The 17,954-nt window shown below is 64.7% G+C and carries 18 protein-coding genes; 10 read left to right on the top strand and 8 right to left on the bottom strand.

What is annotated here, in order from left to right:
* Positions 1–94: 94 nt before the first annotated feature.
* The 3 genes from P9220_RS24610 to P9220_RS24600 are packed head-to-tail and all read left to right on the top strand — an operon-like array spanning position 95 to position 3,032.
* Complete coding sequence (locus P9220_RS24610; RefSeq protein ID WP_309768462.1) at positions 95–1,216, top strand: sugar ABC transporter substrate-binding protein; 1,122 nt, start codon at positions 95–97, stop codon at positions 1,214–1,216.
* Positions 1,216–2,226 carry an ABC transporter permease gene (locus P9220_RS24605; protein WP_309768461.1) on the top strand — a complete coding sequence of 337 codons (1,011 nt, stop codon included), beginning with the start codon at positions 1,216–1,218 and terminating at the stop codon, positions 2,224–2,226. Before P9220_RS24610 ends, P9220_RS24605 begins: the two co-directional genes overlap by 1 nt.
* Entirely contained in the window at positions 2,226–3,032 is an 807-nt protein-coding gene (locus P9220_RS24600) for an ATP-binding cassette domain-containing protein (RefSeq protein WP_309768460.1), read from the top strand. The genes P9220_RS24605 and P9220_RS24600 overlap by 1 nt, the downstream gene beginning before the upstream one ends.
* Before the next feature lie 17 nt (positions 3,033–3,049).
* On the opposite strand, the gene P9220_RS24595 is transcribed toward P9220_RS24600, so the two are convergent.
* The 3 genes from P9220_RS24595 to P9220_RS24585 all read right to left on the bottom strand — a co-directional run bounded on the left by P9220_RS24595 (position 3,050) and on the right by P9220_RS24585 (position 5,030).
* Entirely contained in the window at positions 3,050–3,448 is a 399-nt protein-coding gene (locus tag P9220_RS24595) for a hypothetical protein (RefSeq protein ID WP_309768459.1), read from the bottom strand.
* 16 nt (positions 3,449–3,464) lie between these two features.
* Positions 3,465–3,887, bottom strand: a complete 423-nt coding sequence (locus tag P9220_RS24590; protein ID WP_309768458.1) for a hypothetical protein — start codon at positions 3,885–3,887, stop codon at positions 3,465–3,467.
* A gap of 132 nt (positions 3,888–4,019) precedes the next feature.
* Positions 4,020–5,030, bottom strand: coding sequence for a LacI family DNA-binding transcriptional regulator (locus tag P9220_RS24585; protein WP_309768457.1), 1,011 nt, complete (start codon positions 5,028–5,030; stop codon positions 4,020–4,022).
* 208 nt (positions 5,031–5,238) lie between these two features.
* Here P9220_RS24585 and P9220_RS24580 point away from each other — a divergent pair, with 208 nt between their 5' ends.
* The 7 genes from P9220_RS24580 (at position 5,239) to P9220_RS24550 (ending at position 12,601) form a co-directional block, all read left to right on the top strand.
* Positions 5,239–6,330, top strand: a complete 1,092-nt coding sequence (locus P9220_RS24580) for a Gfo/Idh/MocA family oxidoreductase (RefSeq protein ID WP_309768456.1) — start codon at positions 5,239–5,241, stop codon at positions 6,328–6,330.
* A 124-nt stretch (positions 6,331–6,454) separates the two neighbouring features.
* Positions 6,455–7,369, top strand: a complete 915-nt coding sequence (locus P9220_RS24575; protein WP_309768455.1) for a sugar phosphate isomerase/epimerase — start codon at positions 6,455–6,457, stop codon at positions 7,367–7,369.
* A 47-nt stretch (positions 7,370–7,416) separates the two neighbouring features.
* Entirely contained in the window at positions 7,417–8,613 is a 1,197-nt protein-coding gene (locus P9220_RS24570; protein WP_309768454.1) for an aldose 1-epimerase family protein, read from the top strand.
* Positions 8,610–9,380 carry an SDR family oxidoreductase gene (locus P9220_RS24565; protein WP_309768453.1) on the top strand — a complete coding sequence of 257 codons (771 nt, stop codon included), beginning with the start codon at positions 8,610–8,612 and terminating at the stop codon, positions 9,378–9,380. The genes P9220_RS24570 and P9220_RS24565 overlap by 4 nt, the downstream gene beginning before the upstream one ends.
* Positions 9,381–9,429: 49 nt before the next feature.
* Entirely contained in the window at positions 9,430–10,656 is a 1,227-nt protein-coding gene (locus tag P9220_RS24560) for a CoA transferase (RefSeq protein WP_309768452.1), read from the top strand.
* Positions 10,656–11,819: a hypothetical protein gene (locus P9220_RS24555; protein ID WP_309768451.1), complete on the top strand. Its 1,164-nt coding sequence runs from the start codon at positions 10,656–10,658 to the stop codon at positions 11,817–11,819. The genes P9220_RS24560 and P9220_RS24555 overlap by 1 nt, the downstream gene beginning before the upstream one ends.
* The gene (locus P9220_RS24550; RefSeq protein WP_309768449.1) at positions 11,816–12,601 is read left to right on the top strand and encodes an enoyl-CoA hydratase/isomerase family protein; all 786 of its coding nucleotides are present in this window, start codon (positions 11,816–11,818) and stop codon (positions 12,599–12,601) included. Before P9220_RS24555 ends, P9220_RS24550 begins: the two co-directional genes overlap by 4 nt.
* A gap of 2 nt (positions 12,602–12,603) precedes the next feature.
* On the opposite strand, the gene P9220_RS24545 is transcribed toward P9220_RS24550, so the two are convergent.
* The 5 genes from P9220_RS24545 to P9220_RS24525 are packed head-to-tail and all read right to left on the bottom strand — an operon-like array spanning position 12,604 to position 17,953.
* Positions 12,604–12,843 (bottom strand): hypothetical protein, encoded by a 240-nt coding sequence (locus tag P9220_RS24545; protein ID WP_309768447.1) that lies wholly within the window; start codon positions 12,841–12,843, stop codon positions 12,604–12,606.
* A complete protein-coding gene (bcsG, locus tag P9220_RS24540) occupies positions 12,840–14,399 on the bottom strand; it encodes a cellulose biosynthesis protein BcsG (RefSeq protein ID WP_309768445.1) in 1,560 nt (519 codons plus the stop codon). Before bcsG ends, P9220_RS24545 begins: the two co-directional genes overlap by 4 nt.
* Positions 14,400–14,454: 55 nt before the next feature.
* Entirely contained in the window at positions 14,455–16,983 is a 2,529-nt protein-coding gene (gene bcsA / locus P9220_RS24535; protein ID WP_309768443.1) for a UDP-forming cellulose synthase catalytic subunit, read from the bottom strand.
* Complete coding sequence (gene bcsQ / locus P9220_RS24530; protein ID WP_309768441.1) at positions 16,980–17,747, bottom strand: cellulose biosynthesis protein BcsQ; 768 nt, start codon at positions 17,745–17,747, stop codon at positions 16,980–16,982. The genes bcsA and bcsQ overlap by 4 nt, the downstream gene beginning before the upstream one ends.
* Entirely contained in the window at positions 17,744–17,953 is a 210-nt protein-coding gene (locus P9220_RS24525; protein WP_309768440.1) for a hypothetical protein, read from the bottom strand. The genes bcsQ and P9220_RS24525 overlap by 4 nt, the downstream gene beginning before the upstream one ends.
* Position 17,954 lies beyond the last annotated feature (1 nt).

Raw genomic sequence — 17,954 nt, 5'->3', positions numbered from 1 at the left:
AACCGAATCCGATTGCCAGCCACGACAGAACGAAATCGACGATGAGTCGAGCAAGCCACGAAGGACCTAACCAGATACAGGACCGGAGGAAGACATGGCGCAGAAGCGGGACGATTCACACGAAAGCAAATCCGAAGGCACCGGCGCAATCAGCCCCGCGCGACGCGGTCTGATGCAAGGCGCGGGCCTCGGCGCTGCGCTTTCGCTGCTCGGCGCAGCCGGCGGCGTCTCGGGCGGCCTGATCTCCGCTGCGCACGCTGCAGAGGCGGCCTTTCCGCAGCACAAGCGCTGGAAGATCGTCTTCGTGAACCACGTGACGACGAACCCGTTCTTCGTTCCGACGCAATACGGCATTCAGGACGCGTGCTCGATGTTCGGCATGGACTATCAATGGACCGGCTCGGCCAACTCGGACGCGGGCGAAATGGTGCGCGCGGTGAACTCCGCCATTGCCGCGAAAGCCGATGCGATCGCCGTGCCTATCGTCGATCCGAACGCTTTCGACAAGCCGATCCAGGCGGCGCTCGACGCGGGCATCCCCGTGTTCGCCTACAACGCCGATGCCCCGCGCGGCAAGACGAATCCGCGTCTCGCGTACATCGGCCAGGACCTGTATCTGTCGGGATATCAGATGGGCGAGCGCATCGCGAGTCTCGTGGACAGCGGCCTCGTCGCACTGTTCATCGCGACGCCCGGCCAGCTCAACATTCAGCCGCGTCTCGACGGCGCAAGCGACGCCATCAAGAAGTCGGGCAAGAAGATTGACATTCAGACCGTGGCCACCGGCGCAACCGTCAACGAGGAACTGTCGAAGATCAAGGCATTTTTCCTCGGCCATCAGGACCTGAAAGGCATGTTCGCCGTCGATGCCGGCAGCACGCAAGGCGTCGCGCAAGTGATGAAGGAGTCGAACCTGCCGTCGAAGGGCGTGCACGGCGGCGGCTTCGACCTCCTGCCGCAGACCATTCAGCTCATTCACGAAGGCTTCCTCGATTTCACCATCGATCAGCAGCCCTACGTGCAGGGCTTTTATACCGTGATGGAGGCGTTCACGTTCCTCGCATCGGGCGGGCTCGTGGGGCCGGCGAACATCAACACCGGTCTCAAGTTCGTAACGAAGAGCACAGTCGAGCCGTACCTCAACACGTCGACGCGCTATGAAGGCAAGACGACGAAACCGCAGATCGTGCCGATGAGCGGCGCTATCAAATCGTAATGAATACGGTCAAGCAACCCGGCAAGGCGCAGACGCCCGCGCGGCTCGATCGGCCGCGCGGCGCATGGACATCGCACTGGGCAGCGGAACTGCGCATCCTGCTCGTGGCCATCCTGCTCGCTGCGTACTTCCAGATCGTCAACCACGACTTCCTGTTGTCCAACGCGAGCCTCGTCAACCTGTCGCAGTTCATCGCGCCGGTGGCGATCATCGCGTTCGGCGAGATCATGCTGATGATCGGCGGGGATATCGACCTGTCGGCGGGGATGGTCTTCGCATTCGCGCCCTTCATCATGGTGTTCGCCAACGAGGCGGGCGCGCCGATGTGGCTCGCAGTCATCGCAGGTCTCGTCGCCGCTGCGATCATAGGGTTCGTGAATGGAGCGGTGACGGTGTTCCTGCGCCTGCCCTCTTTCGTCACGACGCTCGGCACGCTGTTCCTGATCAACGGCATCACGCTCACGATGTCGCGCGGCACGCCCGCCGCCACGCCCGGTTCGCCGGAGTTCGCGGCGATCATGGGTTCGTGGGGTTACAGCGAAATCCTCTGGACGGTGGCGCTCGCGTTCATCATGCACGTGTTGCTGCGTCATACGCGATGGGGTCTGCATACGCAGGCGGCGGGCGCCAACCCGCTCGGCGCGAGCGAAGCGGGCATTCATGTGAATCGACTGCGCCTCGGTAACTTCGTGCTCGCGGCGGTGCTTGCAGGATTCACCGGGATTCTCGAAGGTTTTCGCATCACGTCCATCGATCCGCAAGCGGGCGGCAATCAGATCATGTTCCTCGCGGTCGCGGCAGCGGTGATCGGCGGCACGCCGCTGACGGGCGGCTCGGGGACGATCGTCGGCGGCCTGCTCGGCGCGGCGGTGCTCGGCATTCTGAGCGATGGCTTCACGCTCATCGGCATCAACGCGTTCACGTACAACATCATTCTCGGAGCAGCCATTCTCGCCGCGATGATCTTCAACATACACGTCGGACGCATCCGGCGCAGGGGAGCACGGTGATGGATGCATCGCAAGTTGCTTCCGCTGATCTTGCCGCTGGGCTCGCATTACGCGGCGATACGCTCGTCAAGCGCTTCGGCGCAGTGACCGCGCTCGACGGCGTATCGTTCACGCTCGGCAAGGGCGAGATTCTCGGCATACTCGGTGACAACGGCGCGGGGAAGTCCACGCTCGTCAAGATACTGACGGGCTTTCATCAGCAGACGAGCGGCACGCTGCACGTGCACGGCGAAGAAACGCTGCTGCGCAACGTCGATCATGCGCGCGCCCTCGGCATCGAATGCGTGTATCAGGACCTCGCGCTCGCCAACTCGTTGTCGATCTATCACAACATGTTCCTGAACCGCGAGATCGTGCGGCAGGGGCCAGCGCGTCTCCTGCGTCTCGTCGATCACCGGCAGATGCGCGAGCGTGCGGCCCAGTGTCTCGACGATATCGGCGTTCACGTGCCGTCAGTCGACCTGCCCGTCGAGCGGTTGTCGGGCGGGCAGCGTCAGGCGATCGCGGTGGCGCGCGCGGTCAATTCGAACGCGAAGATTCTGCTGCTCGATGAACCGCTCGCCGCGATGGGCGCGCGGGAAGCGGCGCTCATCATCGATCTCGTGATGCGGCTCAAGGAGAAAGGCGGGTTGTCGATCATCATGATCATGCACAACTATGCGCAGACGCTCGACATCGCGGACCGCATCATGTTGATGCAGCGCGGCCGCGTGACGTATGAGCAGCGCAGCGCGGAAACGTCCGTGGCCGAGTTGATGGACATCGTGCGGCGCGAATACCGGGCGATGCGAGCGACGACCGGCTAGCAGCCGCACGCATCGGCTCAAACGCACTCGACTTCGGCGTGCGGAAACGACTCCCACGCGACGATGCCGTGTCGCCGTGCAAGCACGTCGAGCTGTGCGGGCCAGGCGGGTACGTCGGCGGCATCGTGCAGGTCTTCGAGATCCTGCAGCATCGCAGCCACGCGCGGCTCGTACGCATCCACACCCGACAAGGCAAGCGCCTGCAATAACGGGCCGTCTTGCCCCGCCTTGTAATAACCGATTCCCAGCCCTTCGAGCCGCTCGCTGTAGTAGCGATCGTCGATCAGGACGCCGATCGCACAGCGGCGTCCGTCGCGGCCTCGCAGGCGGCAGCTTCCGCCATCGTCTTCCGATATGGCCGCTTGCGAGAGCAGATGCGACCGCACGGCGCCGAAGATTTCGTCGATGCTTCTCATCGTTCGCTCCACGCCATCAGGCAGCCCGCATGAGACTGTGCGTCGACAGGCCGAACTGTCTCGCGATGGAGCGCAAGCGGTCGTTCCATTCCCAGATGCCGAAGACGTCGTGCACGTTCTGAAGGCAGCTCAACAGCTCAATGGTCTCTCGCGAGTAAATGTTGATGCGCGCCCGCAGGAGCGCTCGCTTGAGTGCCGCGACGCCGGCATCCATATAGCCGGGAATGCGCACCGCTTCCGCGATGACGAAGCGCACCGGCACCCCTTCCATCGACGTGCGGTAGTCGTTCGGCCGCACGAGTGCGCCGACCGGGCAGCCGCCGCATCGTCCGCGATAAGCGCCGCCTCCGCGCGGCAAAAGCGACGCGCCACCCTGACTGAGAAGGTGCTCGACGCTTTGATCGAAAATTTGCTGATGAGTAAGAAATGCTCGTGCCATCGTTTGCTCCGGTGAATTAGGTCTGTTGAATGAGTATCGGCGGATAGAACGCTCGATCGCATCCAGATAAACCCTGTTTTACCGAAGCGCGCAACACAAGAAGGTAACTTTGCCTGATGCAGGGGCGCTGCCTCACTCGGCGGGGATGTTCTCGCGGAAAATCACTTGCAGACGCGGCATGTAGGTCGGTTCGGGCTCGCCCCGGATCGCTGAGGCAAGCAGTCTCACTGCCTCGCGCGCCGCGACGCGCGGATTCTGATCGATGACGGCATCCATCGTTCTATCGAGCAGGAAGCGCCGTGACGTCGCGGTGAGATCGTGGCCGACGAACACGGTCTGCCGGTGAACATGCGCCTCCTGCAGCGCGCGGCCGATACCCGAATTGCCCGCGCCGATGTTATAGAGGCCCGCCGGCGCGCCTTCTTGCAGCATCCTTCGCGTCAACTCATAGGCGCGCGCACGGTCGTCGCCGATTTCGAGCATCCGGCCGATGCGAATGTGCGGGAACTCTTCGCTCAGCAGCGCGCGAAACCCCATCTCGCGCTCTTCGTGGCCGCGATACGCGAGCGAGCCCAGGAACACGGTGACGTCGTGCTGCGTCCCCTGCGGCAGGAAGCGCCCGAGCAGCCAAGCCGCCAGCCGTCCGGCCGCGCGATTGTCGATACCCACATACGCGATGCGCGCCGACGTCGGGATGTCCGAGACCAGCGTGCAAATGTGGATGCCGCTCGCCTGCAACGCGGCGATGGCATCGCGCACCTGCGGATGATCGAGTCCCACGAGCCCGACCGCGTCGGCCTGCCCTTTCAGCCGATGCAACTGCGCGGCGAGCTTCTCCGCGTTGAAGCCCTCCACCAGATGGAGACGCGCGTCGATGTCGGGCTGACATTGCGCCTCCGCGATCAAGTGTTGATGCAGCAGCGACATGAAGCTGTTGTCGCCCGCCGGCAGCACGAAGCTCAGGCGCATCCGGGCCTGCGCGGTCCGTGCGGTTTCGCGTCCGTGGCCCAGCCGTCGCGCGACGGCGAGCACGTGATTGCGGGTATGGCTTCGCACGCCGTCACGCTCGTTCAGCACGCGATCGACGGTTGCCGTCGAAACGCCTGCCGCCTCTGCGATGGCCGTGATGGTGGTTCGGGTCATGTGCTCAATCCGTTACGTGGCCGAACCATCGTATCACATCAAATTGATGTACTGCGGATGTCGTCCATGCGGCGAAAAAGCTCGACAGCGCCGAGCCATCGGGTAAACGACAGCGAAAAATGATGCCCCTCCAAATCAAAAAGATGCGATAGTCCCATCGAAATCGCCGCGCGCATTCGTCAACGTTCGACCGAACCGGGAGACGAGCATGTCCGTATCCGAGCTTCAACCCGATGCGCCCGTGAGAGAACGCGGGTATCGCATCGGCTGTATCGGCGCTGGAATGATCATGGCGGAGTGCCATCTCGCGGCCTACCGCGAAGCCGGATTCAACGTCGTGGCCATCGCCTCGCGCACGGTCAGCCGTGCGGAGTCGGTGGCGCAACGCTGGTCCATCGCTCGCGTGCACGAGTCGCCGCAAGCACTCATCGACGATTCGGATGTCGAAATAATCGACATTGCTTATCCCCCCGATCGGCAGCCCGCGCTGATCCGCGCCGCGCTCGCCACGCCGCACGTCAAGGCGGTGCTCGCGCAAAAGCCGCTCGCGTTGTCGCTTCCGGAAGCGCTCGCGCTGCGCGACGAGGCGCGGCGGGCCGGCAAGATCCTGTCGGTCAATCAGAACATGCGTTATGACCAGTCGATGCGCGTGCTCAAGCAGTTGCTCGACCGGCGCGCGCTCGGCGAACCCGTGCTCGCCCAGATCGACATGCACGCGATTCCGCACTGGCAGACGTTTCTCGAAGGCTACGACCGGCTCACGCTCTCGAACATGAGCGTCCATCATCTCGATGTGCTGCGTCATCTGTTCGGCGAGCCCGACGAAGTGACGAGCGTGACGCGGACCGATCCGCGCACGACGTTCGCGCATCAGGACGGCATCGTCGGCACGACGTTGCGGTTCGCATCCGGGCTGCTGGCGTTCTCACTCGAAGACGTCTGGGCAGGTCCGCGCGGCGGCGGCTTCGAGGACGATCAGGTCATCCGCTGGCGCGTGGAGGGCACCGAAGGCGTGGCCAAGGGCACCATCGGATGGCCGCACGGCGCACCGTCGACGCTCAGTTACGCCTCGCAGCGCGAGACGGATGGCAAGTGGGTCACGCCCGAATGGCGGACGATGTGGTTCCCGCATGCGTTCATCGGCGTCATGGAGCAGTTGCAATACGCGCTGGCAAGCGAAACCGGGCCTGCGCTGACGGTCGCCGACAACGTGAGAACGATGGCGCTCGTCGAGGCCGCGTACAAGTCCGCCGCCGAGCGCCGCACGGTGCGAATGTCCGAAGTTCCCGTTCCCGATTGAAGCTCGCAAGAAAAAGGCCGCCGCATGGATGGCCTCGGTGTTCGTCGTTCTCAACGCGCAGTCCATTTCCAGCAGGCGAGCGAGCGCCCGGTACAGGTCGCCCCGCCCTTTCAAGGAGACAAGGATGATCCAGACCGGCATTTTCTCGGGCTATTTCCCGTATGAACTCTCGACCGCCGCGCAGAAGATTCGCGCGCATGGCTTCAACACGGTGCAACTCGACCTGCACTTCAAGGACATGGACTTTGGCCGCGGTCAGATCACGCAAGACAAGTGCAAGCGCATCCGTGATACGTTCCGCGACAACAACCTGCCGATCTCGTGCATCTCCGGTTATACGAACATCGTGCATCCCGATCCGGCTGAAAGACAGCGACGGAACGACTATCTGAAAGAGATCATCGCGCATGCACAGTACCTTGGTTCCCCGTATGTGATCTCGGAGACGGGAACGTTCGCGACCGAAAGCGACTGGGTGCATCATCCGACGAACAAGACCGAGGAAGCATGGGAGCAGTGCCGCGCCGTCATTCAGGAACTGGCCCAGCATGCGTACGACCACGGCGCGGTCTTTCTGCTCGAAACGTATGTGAACAACGTAGTGGGGTCGGTGGAAGAAACGCTTCGCATGTTCGCCGATGTCGACCATCCGGGGCTCGGCCTGCTGATGGACCCGACGAATTACTTCGAAGACCATAACATCGATCACATGGACAGAACGCTGAATCAGGTCTTCGATGCCCTGTCCGACAAGATTTGCATCGCTCATGCGAAGGATGTCAAGCGCGCGGGCGGCGACAAGTCGGAGAAGCACACCGATATCGGCGACGCCGATGCAGCCGAAAGCCACACGTTTCGCGGCGTCGGCGAGATCGAACTGCCCTCGCCGGGACTCGGTGCGCTGAACTATGACCTGTACCTGCGACGCCTCGCGAAGCGCCATCCGAATATCCCCATCATCATCGAGCACCTCACCGAAGACGACGTGCCTCGCGCCAAGGCATTTCTCGACGGCAAGCTGCGGGACAACGGCGTCTGAGCGCCGGCGCAGCGGCACTTCCTCAACCCATCGGAGCAGACGCGCAGATGGCACAGCTATACGCAACGACGATGAGCCGGCAGCAGATCGAAGCGCGCTGCGGACAATTGTCCCAGTTCGCGGGCGTGAGGCTCGTCACGCTGGAAGACGGACTCGAGCGCGGCATCCGGCTGCTGGAGTTTCGCAGCGGGACGGGCCTGCGCTTCACGGTGCTGGTCGATCGTGCAATGGATATCGCGGAATGCGAGTACCGCGGCCATGCCATCGGCTGGCATTCGCCCGCTGGCTTCAGGCATCCGGGACTGCACGAGTACGAGGGCGAAGGCGGACTGGGCTGGCTGCGCTCCTTCTCGGGTCTCATGGTCACCTGCGGTCTCGACCACATTCTGTTCATGCACGACGCGCCCGCGGACAACTACGTCTACAAGCCGCGCCAGAAAGTACAGCATTCGATTCACGGCCGCATCGGCACCATTCCCGCGCGTCTCACGGGCTATGGCGAGCGTTGGGACGGCAACCGCTGCATGCTCTGGGCGGAGGGCATCGTGTCGCAGGGCACCGTGTTCGGCGAGCATCTGGAGCTGCATCGGCGCATCGAGATCGAGGTTGGCAGCAACGATATCCGGCTTCACGATCGCGTGGTGAATCGCGGTTTTTACCGGACGCCGCATATGTTCTGCTATCACCTGAACGTCGGCTATCCGGTGCTCGACGAGGGCGCGCGTTATCTCGCGCCCGTTCAGGATGTCGTGTGGGCTGCACACGCGGACGAATACCGTGCGCAGGAGGTCGGTTATCAGCGCATGCCGGCCCCGCAGATGAACTTTCACGAACAGGTCTGGCAGCACGAAATGAAGGCCGACGACGCCGGTCTCGTGCCGGTCGCGCTCGTCAACGACCGGCTCGGCATCGGTGTGGAAGTGACGACGCGCAAGGACCAGTTTCCCTGTCAGTATCAGTGGCAGAACCTCCAGGCGGGACAGTATGCGTTGGGGCTGGAGCCGTCGACGAATCACGTGCTCGGCGAAGGCGCTGCGCGCGAGCGCGGCGAACTGATATGGCTCGAACATGGCGATGAACGCGACTATGAGACGAGCATCCGCGTTCTCGGCGCAACGGAGGAAATCGCCGCTACCGAAAGGCGCATCCGCGCGATTGCGCAGCAGCCGTCCGACGACTACCCTGCGCCGTCGGGGGAATATCGGCCTTTACGCGGCCGGGCGTCGCAAGGCGGCGCCGCATGAACGCCGGCGCCATGCATTTCTCGTTGCGCGGGCGGCGTGTGCTGCTCACCGGCGCGGGCGGCGGCCTCGGGCATGGCGTCAGCCTTGCGCTGCTGCGTCAGGGCGCGCGCGTGCTTGCGCTAGACCGTGATTCCGACGCATTGGCGCGTCTGCGCGAAGCCGTGTCGCCGGATTGCGCCGATGCATTGCAGACGCTTCAAGTCGATCTCGCCGACGCCGCCGCGCTGCAACAGACACTCGACCGGCTCACCGCCGACGCCGCGCTCGATGTCGTCATCAACAATGCGGCGGTGTATCCGTCGAAGCCTTTCGAAGCGTATTCCGACGACGAGCGCGCGCTGATCTATCGCGTGAACGTATCCGCCGCGCTGCAGATCATTCGCGCGTCGCTGCCCGGAATGCGCGATCAGCGATGGGGGCGAATCATCAACATCACGTCGATCACGCTTTCGGGCGGCTGGGAGCATCTGCAGCCCTACGTCGAGTCCAAGGGCGCGATGATGGGCAACACGCGCGCGCTGGCGCGTGAGTTCGGCAGCGACGGCATCACCTGCAATGCGATTTCGCCGGGTGCGTTCCCCACAGCCGCCGAAGCTATTCATCATGATCTTCCCGCCTACGAACGCATGGTGCTCGAACGCCAGTCCATCAAGCGGCGCGGCCGTGCCGAGGACATCGCCGCCGCGATCGTGTTCTTCGCATCGGACGAGGCCGCGTTCGTGACGGGACAGACGCTTGCCGTCGATGGCGGATGGGTCATGCACTGAGCCACGCCCACCGCGACATCGAAAAACCGCATTTTTCCGGAGTGGCAACATGCAGAACAAGGACAACAAAGGCGCGCTCGCGGGTTATCGCGTGCTCGACTGTTCCATCGCGATGGCCGGTCCGTTCGCCGCACAGCGGCTCGGCGACCTCGGCGCGGATGTCGTCAAGGTCGAACCGACGACCGGCGAATGGCAGCGGCACACGTCGGCGGGCGGCGCGCGCGGCAATCAGATCAACGTATCGTTCCTGTCGCTCAACCGCAACAAGCGCTCCGTTGCCATCGACCTCAAGGCGCAGGACGGCAAGGCCGCGTTGTACGAGCTCGTCAAGACCGCCGACGTATTCGTGCAGAACTACCGGCCGGGCGTCGCGCAACGTTTGGGCGTCGATTACGACACCCTCAAGGCGTTGAATCCGCGGCTCGTGTATGTATCGATGTCGGGCTACGGCGAGGATGGTCCGTATGCGTTGCGGCCGGGGCAGGACCTGATTCTCCAGGGCATGTCGGGCGCGCTGCTCTCCGCGGGCCGCGCGGGCGAGCCGCCGCAGGCTGCGGGCCAGTTTCTCGTCGACGCCATTGCCGCCTCCACCGCATTCGAAGCGGTCTTGACCGCGCTCTTGCATCGCGAGAGAACGGGCGAAGGCCAACTGGTGAAGGTGAACATGCTCGACGCCATCGTGACGCTGCAAATGCAGGAACTGAGCGTCTTCACGAAGGGCAAGGTCCCGCAGAAGCGCTCGCACGAACCGCACGCGCACGTCTTCATTCGCGCGCCCTACGGTGCATTCGCGACGCGCGACGGCTACATCATCGTGGCCTTTCCTTCGCTGAAGAAGTTCGGGGAACTGATCGGCGAGCCGAGTTTCCTCGACATGGTGGACGAAATCGATGGCTTCGCGCGCCGCGACGAAATCTTCGCGCGGACGCGGGAACGGCTGACCACACGCACGAGCGCGGAGTGGCTCGAACTGTTCGAAGCGCACGATATCTGGGCGGGCCCGGTGTACGGATACGGCGACGTCATCGACGATCCGCAGATCAGGCATAACGGCACCTTCATCGAGTACGAGCATCCTACCGAGGGCACCGTGAAAGCGCCGGGCTTTCCCTATCAGTTCGAAAAGACGCCATGCTCGATACGCATGGGCGCGCCGCTCGTCGGCGAACATACGCGCGACGTGCTGCGCTCGGCCGGCCTCCCCGATCACGTCATCGACGATCTCGCGCAACGCGGCATCATCAAGGAACACGCGCACGAGAAGGAGCCGGTCTGATGCCGCCGACGCCACGCTACCGTGCGCTGACGTGGGATCATCCGCGCGGTTACGATGCACTGGCCGCCGCTGCGAAAGCGCGTCGCGACATCGACGGTATCGACATTCAATGGGAGAAGCAGCCGCTGGAAGGCTTCGAATCGCATCCGATCGAAGACCTGTGCGAACGATTCGATCTCGTCGTGCTCGATCATCCGCATGTCGGCGAGGCCGTTGCGCGACGCTGCCTGCAAAGCATCGACTCGCACTTCGAAGACAGCGACCTCGCGCAATGGCAGGCGAACAGCATCGGCCCTTCGCTGCGTTCGTATCGGATCGCGGGCAAGACGTGGGCGTTGCCGCTCGATGCAGCCGCGCAAGTGACCGCGTATCGTCGCGACTTGCTCGGCACGCCGCCCGCAACATGGGACGCGCTCGTGGCGCTGCCGCCATCGGTGCGCGTGGCGCTCTCGCTCGCCGGGCCGCATGCGATCCTCACGTTCATGTCGCTTGCGGCGACGCTCGGCGAGCCCATCGGTTCCGCTGCGGACGGCGGTTTCGTGGCCGAATCGACGGGCAAGCGCGTGCTCGAAGTCATGCGGCCGCTCTATCGCCGCACGGACCCGCGAACGATGTCGCTGAATCCCATCGGTCTCCTCGACCTCATGCGTTCTTCGGACGAACTCGCGCTGATCCCGCTCGTTTTCGGCTACGTCAATTATTCGACGCACGCGTCGGCGGGCACGCACGTAGTCAGCTTCTGCGACGTGCCGACGTTTTCCGGCTCGCCCGCCGATGCGCACTCGGTCATCGGCGGAACGGGCATCGCCATCAGCGCGCGTTGTCAGGTGACGCCCGAACTCCTGAGCCATCTTCGCTGGCTGCTCTCCGAGGACGCACAGACCACATTCATTCCGCGGCACGCCGGCCAGCCGAGCCGCCGCTCGGCGTGGCGCGACGAACACGTCAACGAGATGACAGGCGGTTTTTTCGCGCATACCGCCCGCACACTGGAGCAAAGCTGGGTCCGTCCGCGTCATGACGGGTATATCGCGTTCCAGAGCCGTGCTTCGGCGATGCTGCGCGACACGCTCGAATCGGCGCGCAGCGACGCGTCCCTGCTGAACGACCTCGACGCGCTCTATCGCAACAGCTTCACATCACATACACAGGATGCCGAATGAATGAACGCGTGGAAGGTTTCGTCTCGATGACGGTCGACGACTTCGTCGCGACCATCACGCTCGACCGGCCGAGCAAGCTGAACGCGATGACGCCTTCGATGGCGGCGGAGATCGTCGAGCACATGAAGCGCTGCAACGAAGACGACGCGATTCGCGCCGTCGTGCTCACCGGCGCCGGCACGAAGTCCTTCTGCGCGGGGTCCGACATCGGCACGCTGGACGACTATCGGACGCCCTGGGAGTTTCGAAACCGGCCGGACTACTGCGATGCCGTCCGGGCCCTTCTGAAGCCTTCGATTGCGGCCATCAATGGCTATGCTTTCGGCGGCGGGCTGGAGACATCGCTCAGTTGCGACATTCGCATCGCGTCGGCGAATGCGCGGTTTGCCGCGCCCGAGATCAAGCTCGGATGGATCGGCGGCGGCGGCATGGCGGCGTTCCTCGCGCACTCCATCGGCCCGTCGAACGCGGCGCTGATGCTGATGACGGGCGACCCCATCGACGCAGACAAGGCGCTCGCGTGGGGCCTCGTCAGTGAAATCGTCGAATCGGCCGAGCAGGTGACGGCGCGCGCTCAGGAGATTGCGCGGACCATCGCGCAACGCGCGCCCATCGCGGCCGAAACGGCGAAGTCGAATCTTCGCGCGGCGTTCAACATGCCGCAGGAAGACGCGATCCGATACGAGCGCGATCTCCAGACGATCTGCTTCGCCACCGACGATGCCCGCGAGGGGCGCGAGGCGTTCAGGGAAAAGCGGCAGCCACGCTTTCGACGGCGCTAGCGTCAGCGCGCGTCGCCGCTCACCGGTGCTGCGATCTCGTCATGAACGGGCGCCCCGGAAGGCACGAGCTTCATCAGCCGCGCCATCACCGGCCATCGCGTGAGCGCGGCGCGATACTCCTCGTCGGCTTGCGAGTCGAAGTAGCGCGCGGCGTCCAGCCCCGGCAGCTTCTGCGCGAGCGCGTCGACGTCGTGCAGCGCGCGCGCCGCCTTCGCGGGAACCGGCCGCATCGCATCGCTCATTTCTGCTCCACCCATACGCCATCCGGCGTCTTCACGACATAACCGGTGGCCGTCTTCATCGTCACGGTGCCTTCGTTCTCGCCGATCATCGGCGTCTCCGGCAACTTCGACGCGTACTGCGACAGCGTCACGCCCGCCTTGAACGGACTGTCCGATACGAGGTTCGACAGCAGTTGCGCGACCGCAAGATGCCCGGTCGGCTGATCGATGACCGTCGTCGGCCCATGATTGCCCGCGAAGCCGACGAGCCGCACGCCGACCGGCCCGTGGATCACGCTCGGCGTCGGAATCTCGCGCAGGCCCGCGACCTGGTTGTTGTCGCCGCGAAGCGCCGCGCCGTGCTCGGGCACGAACACGATGACCGCGCGCCGCCCCGACTGCGCGATGAGATCCGCGAACTTGTCGAAGTCGCTCATCAGTTTGCTCACGCGCACCGGATACGACTCGAGGCTCGACAGCTTGCTGTTGGGCAGGCGGTTGCCGTCGTGCAGGCTGATGGTGTTGTAGTACAGCGCGACCGGCCCCGGCGTCTGCGCGCGCTGCGCATACCAGTTCGCGAGGGTGCCGTAGTCGTCCATGATCGGCGATCCGTCGAAAGCATGCATCGCAACGGGCGCGGCCGCGTTCGAAACGAACGGCACGTTCGGCACGCCCACGTTGTCTTTCACGAGCTGCGTGAAGTTGTCGAAGTGGCCATCGTGGTTGAACGTCACTTGCGGCGTGTAGCCCGCCTGCGCGAGATCGGCCATCAGATGACATTGCGCGGGCGCATCCTTGTACAGGTCCGCATGCGCTTCCTGGCCGCATGAAGCACGCAGCACGCGAATGGCGGCCGGGCCGCTATAGCTCGCCGCCGTGCTGAAGTTCGTGAACAGATAATCGAAGTGCGACAGGAACGGATGATTGCGCGCCTTCGACACATCGAGGTCGTCCCACGACAGCGAGCAGATATGCAGCACGATCACATCGAACTGCTCGCTCGCATTCGACGACAAATGCCCGAAGCTGACCTGTCGCTGCGACTCCTTTGCCCGGAATGCCGCGAGGGTCGCGTTGTAGTCCAAGGGTCCGGCGGACGGACCATTAGTTGCAATCGGGTTTGCTTGCGCCGGTGGCGCGGCGTGGATGCGCGCGAGAACCGCGTTCGCGCCCTGCCACACCGGCAACAGGAAGAGCGCGAGCATCACGAAGGTCGCGACGCGCAGCCATCGATTGACGATCAGATAGACGACCAGCCCGCACAGCGCCATGCCCGCCAGCATCGGCGGCAGAAAGCGCGGCAGCAATTCGAGCCAGTAGCCGAAGCTGAACGTGCTCAGATTGCCGAACTCTTCGACGATGCGCCCGAACGGCGGCACGTTCGCCTCCCGGTACATCAGCGGCAAGCCGACCGCCAGCCCCGCGATCATCCGCACCGCGCGCGCGAGCCGCGAACGCAGCGGCGCGCTCGTCGCGAGCGCCAGCGCAAACGCGATGTTCGCGAGCCACAGCGGTCTCAGATGGCCGGTCGAGAACAACGCCAGCTTGCTGATGAAATAGAGGTTCCAGAACGTCATCGTGATTGTGAATTTGCGATCGCTGCATCATCTACGGCACTTGAGCGGCAAAGCTTTAATGCCGCTCGGGCGCCAGTCCCGCAATCAACGCCCGGCGCGCACCGTCGAAAAGACGGGCATAGCCTTCCACGCCCATCAGCAGCACTTCCTTCAGCCCCTTGAGCGGCGAGTCCTTCTCCGTGCGCTCGCCCCATTCGACCCACGCATCCGCGCGGCCGAACGTGCACTGCATGAGACGACGCTCCTCGTCGAGCGTCAGCGTTTCGAAGCTCAGGCCCAGATGCGCGCCGGCCAGCCGCGTCACGCGCACGGGAAAATGGAACTGCCGCTCGCCCCGGCTCACGACGACGCCCAGCACATCGCCCGCATCGAGCGCGAGACTGCCCGGCTCCACGACCAGCCCGAGGCCGCCCGTCGAATAGTCGCTCGTCGTGCACGCGATCATGCTGCCGTCGTTGAGCACGAGCGTCGCGGGCATCGTCATTGCGATGCGATGCGTCACGCGCACCTGCTTCGCCTCCCGCGCCACGCTCACCGCCGCGCCGAGCATCACCAGGTTGTAGAGCGTCCAGAAGACGTTCATCAGGATGGTCGCGGCTTCGTCGCCCGCGCCGAACACGAGCCGCACGACGCCGACCGACATCGCCACGGCATTGAGGCCGAGCAGGAACAGATACGGCTTGCTCATCGCCCAGTCGATGTACGTCTCGTCGATGCGCCCGCCCTTGTCCGTCACGTTGAACTTGCCGTGCTTCGGGCTGATGAACGCGACGGTCGTCGGCAGCGCGATATACCACGCGAGCACCGACTCATACACTTCCGCCCAGAACGAATGCCGGAACTTGCCCTGCATCCGCGAATTCGCGATGTTCGCGATCACGATGTAAGGCAGCACGAAACTCGCGATCGTCGTCGCCGCCGCGTTGATGAAGTACATCTGGAAGAACAGGTACCACATCGGCATCGTCAGAAAGACGAGACGCGGAATGCCGTAGAAGAAATGCAGCATCGCGTTGCCGTAGCACAGGCGCTGAAAGAAGTTGAGCCCGCGCCCGAGAAACGGATTGTCGATGCGGAAAATCTGCGCCATGCCGCGCGCCCAGCGCGTGCGCTGCTTGATGTGGCTCGCGAGGCTTTCGGTGGCGAGACCGGCCGCCTGCACGGTCGGCAGATACGCCGTCGTGTAGCCGCGCCGATGCAGCTTGAGCGCCGTATGCGCGTCCTCGGTGACGGTTTCCACCGCGATGCCGCCCACTTCCTCCAGCGGCGCGCGCTTGATGACCGCGCACGAACCGCAGAAGAACGTGGCGTTCCACAGATCGTTGCCCGCCTGCACGAGGCCATAGAACAGGTTGCCTTCGTTCGGCACGCGGCGGAACGTGCCGAGGTTGCGCTCGAACGGATCGGGCGAGAAGAAGTGATGCGGCGTCTGCACCATCGCGCATTTGGGATCGGCGAAAAAGGTGCCCATCGTCGCCTGCAGGAACGAGCGCGTCGGGACGTGATCGCAATCGAAGATGGCGATGTACTCGCCCGTGGTCTTCGCCAGCGCCCGGTTGATGTTGCCCGCCTTCGCGTGCTTGTTGTCGTCGCGCGTGATGTAGCCGATGCCCGCCGCGCGCGCCAGCGCCTCGAATTCCGGGCGATGCCCGTCGTCGAGCAGATACACGCGCAGCTTGTCCGCGGGCCAGTCGATACCTTGCGCGGCGAAGAGCGTCGGCTTCACGACGGCAAGCGGCTCGTTGTACGTCGGGATATAGACATCCACGCTCGGCCAGTCCGCCGGATCGTCGGGCAGCTTCGACACCGCGCGCTCCAGCGGCCACGCGGTCTGCACGAAACCGAACAGCAGCACGATCCACGTATAGGCTTCGGCCCCGTAGAGCGCGTAACCGACGATCCCCTCCATCGGCGTGCGGAAGTCGAGCGTCTGCGTGGTGCGCCACCAGATATAACGCGCGGTCACGAGCATCGCGATGGTCGCGAGAATCAGCACGGGCATGCGTCCCGGCAGCCGGCGAACGATCAGCGCGAAACCCGCGAGCACCACGAAAAACGCGAACTGGCCGCCCGTGCCGAGCGGCGACGTGCCGACCGTAAGCCAGATCAGCCCGCCCAACGCGGTCATCGCCGGGAGCGCCCAGCGCACGCGGCCGATGCGCGTCGCGCCGCCTTCTAGACGCGCGCCGACACGCGCCCACGGCAGGCGGTCGATTCGCGCGTCGATTGCGCGCTTGACCGTGACCATCGCGAGCACCAACGGCGTCAGCATCCGTTCGACGGCATCGAGGATGTGCGCCGCGCGCGCGGTCATCGGCCGGCCGCCTTCACGCGGCGCGCGAACGAACGCACGCATGAGCCACGCCCACGGATCGCGCACGTCGATCACGCCCCACTCGCGCGCCCACGCGAGCACGAACGCGCGCAGCAGGTCGCGGGCGATGTCGCGCCGGCCTTCGCGCGGCGGCTTGAAGAAGATTCGCACGCACCAGTCGAACGGCGAGCGTTGCGCGGGCAAGCCGAGTCCTAGCGCGATCCACTCGACGGCGCGCTCGCGGCGTGTCTTCACGTTCGTCGCATTCATGCTGCGATGCTCGCTTCGAGCGCGGGGAGCCACGCATCGACGTGACGCGCGAGGCCGTGCAGGTCGTGCGAAGCCTGCGTATGCGGCGCTTCGTCCATGACCCACGCGCCGCGCGCGAACGCCTCCGGCAGCGCCGCTTCCATGTGGATGCGCTGCGCCACCGGCAGGCCGCCCGCCGCCGCGCGCAGCATCGCGAGGACATCGCGCTGCATCTCGCGCGCCGGATTCAGGCGATTCACGACGATCCGCACATCGCCGCACGCATCGAGCAACGCGGGCAGATGGGCGACGAACGTCGCGCACGCGGCGGGATCGGGCGGACACACGCACAGCACGAGATCGGCGGCGCGCGCGGCCTGTTGCGCCTGACGGGACGGATAGCGCGGCGTGTCGATCACCACGACGCCGCTTTCGGGCAGCGCGACCTCGGCGATCGCGCACTCGAGCCATTGCGGATGCGCGGCGAGACGCGCATCGCAGGCGGCGGCTTCATCGAGCGTGAGCTGGCCGTGCGGCACGAAGAGCACGCCGTCGTCGTTGCGCCACGTGTATTCGTGCCAGGCGCGCGATGCGTCGGTCAGCGCGTGTGCGATGCCGCGCGGCGCGAGCGCATCGAGTCCGAGCCATGCGCCGAGCATGTTCTGCGGATCGAAGTCGATCGCGACGACATCGCGGCCGCGCCGCGCGAGCAGCACCGAGAGCGTGGCGGCGAGCGTGGTGCGGCCCGCCCCGCCCGTCGTCGAGACTACGGCGATGGTCTTCATGCTTTGTCCTCCGGGCGGACGGCATCGGCCTCCGGCAGCAGCCGCCCATTGAGCGCGACCGCTTCGATGCGGCACGGCGCCGCGTCGCGCGGATCGAAATGACGTGCGGCGATGAGGCCGCGGCGCGCGCTGCGCCGCTGCCAGACGATCCACACGGGCGCGCCCGCGAGCGCACCGATCACGGCGAAGAACAGCAAGGTTTCCATG

The organism is Caballeronia sp. LZ016 (assembly GCF_031450805.1).
GTDB lineage: Bacteria > Pseudomonadota > Gammaproteobacteria > Burkholderiales > Burkholderiaceae > Caballeronia.
The sequence above is the reverse complement of the archived record's forward strand: the minus strand, read 5'-3'. Positions and strand labels throughout refer to the sequence as shown.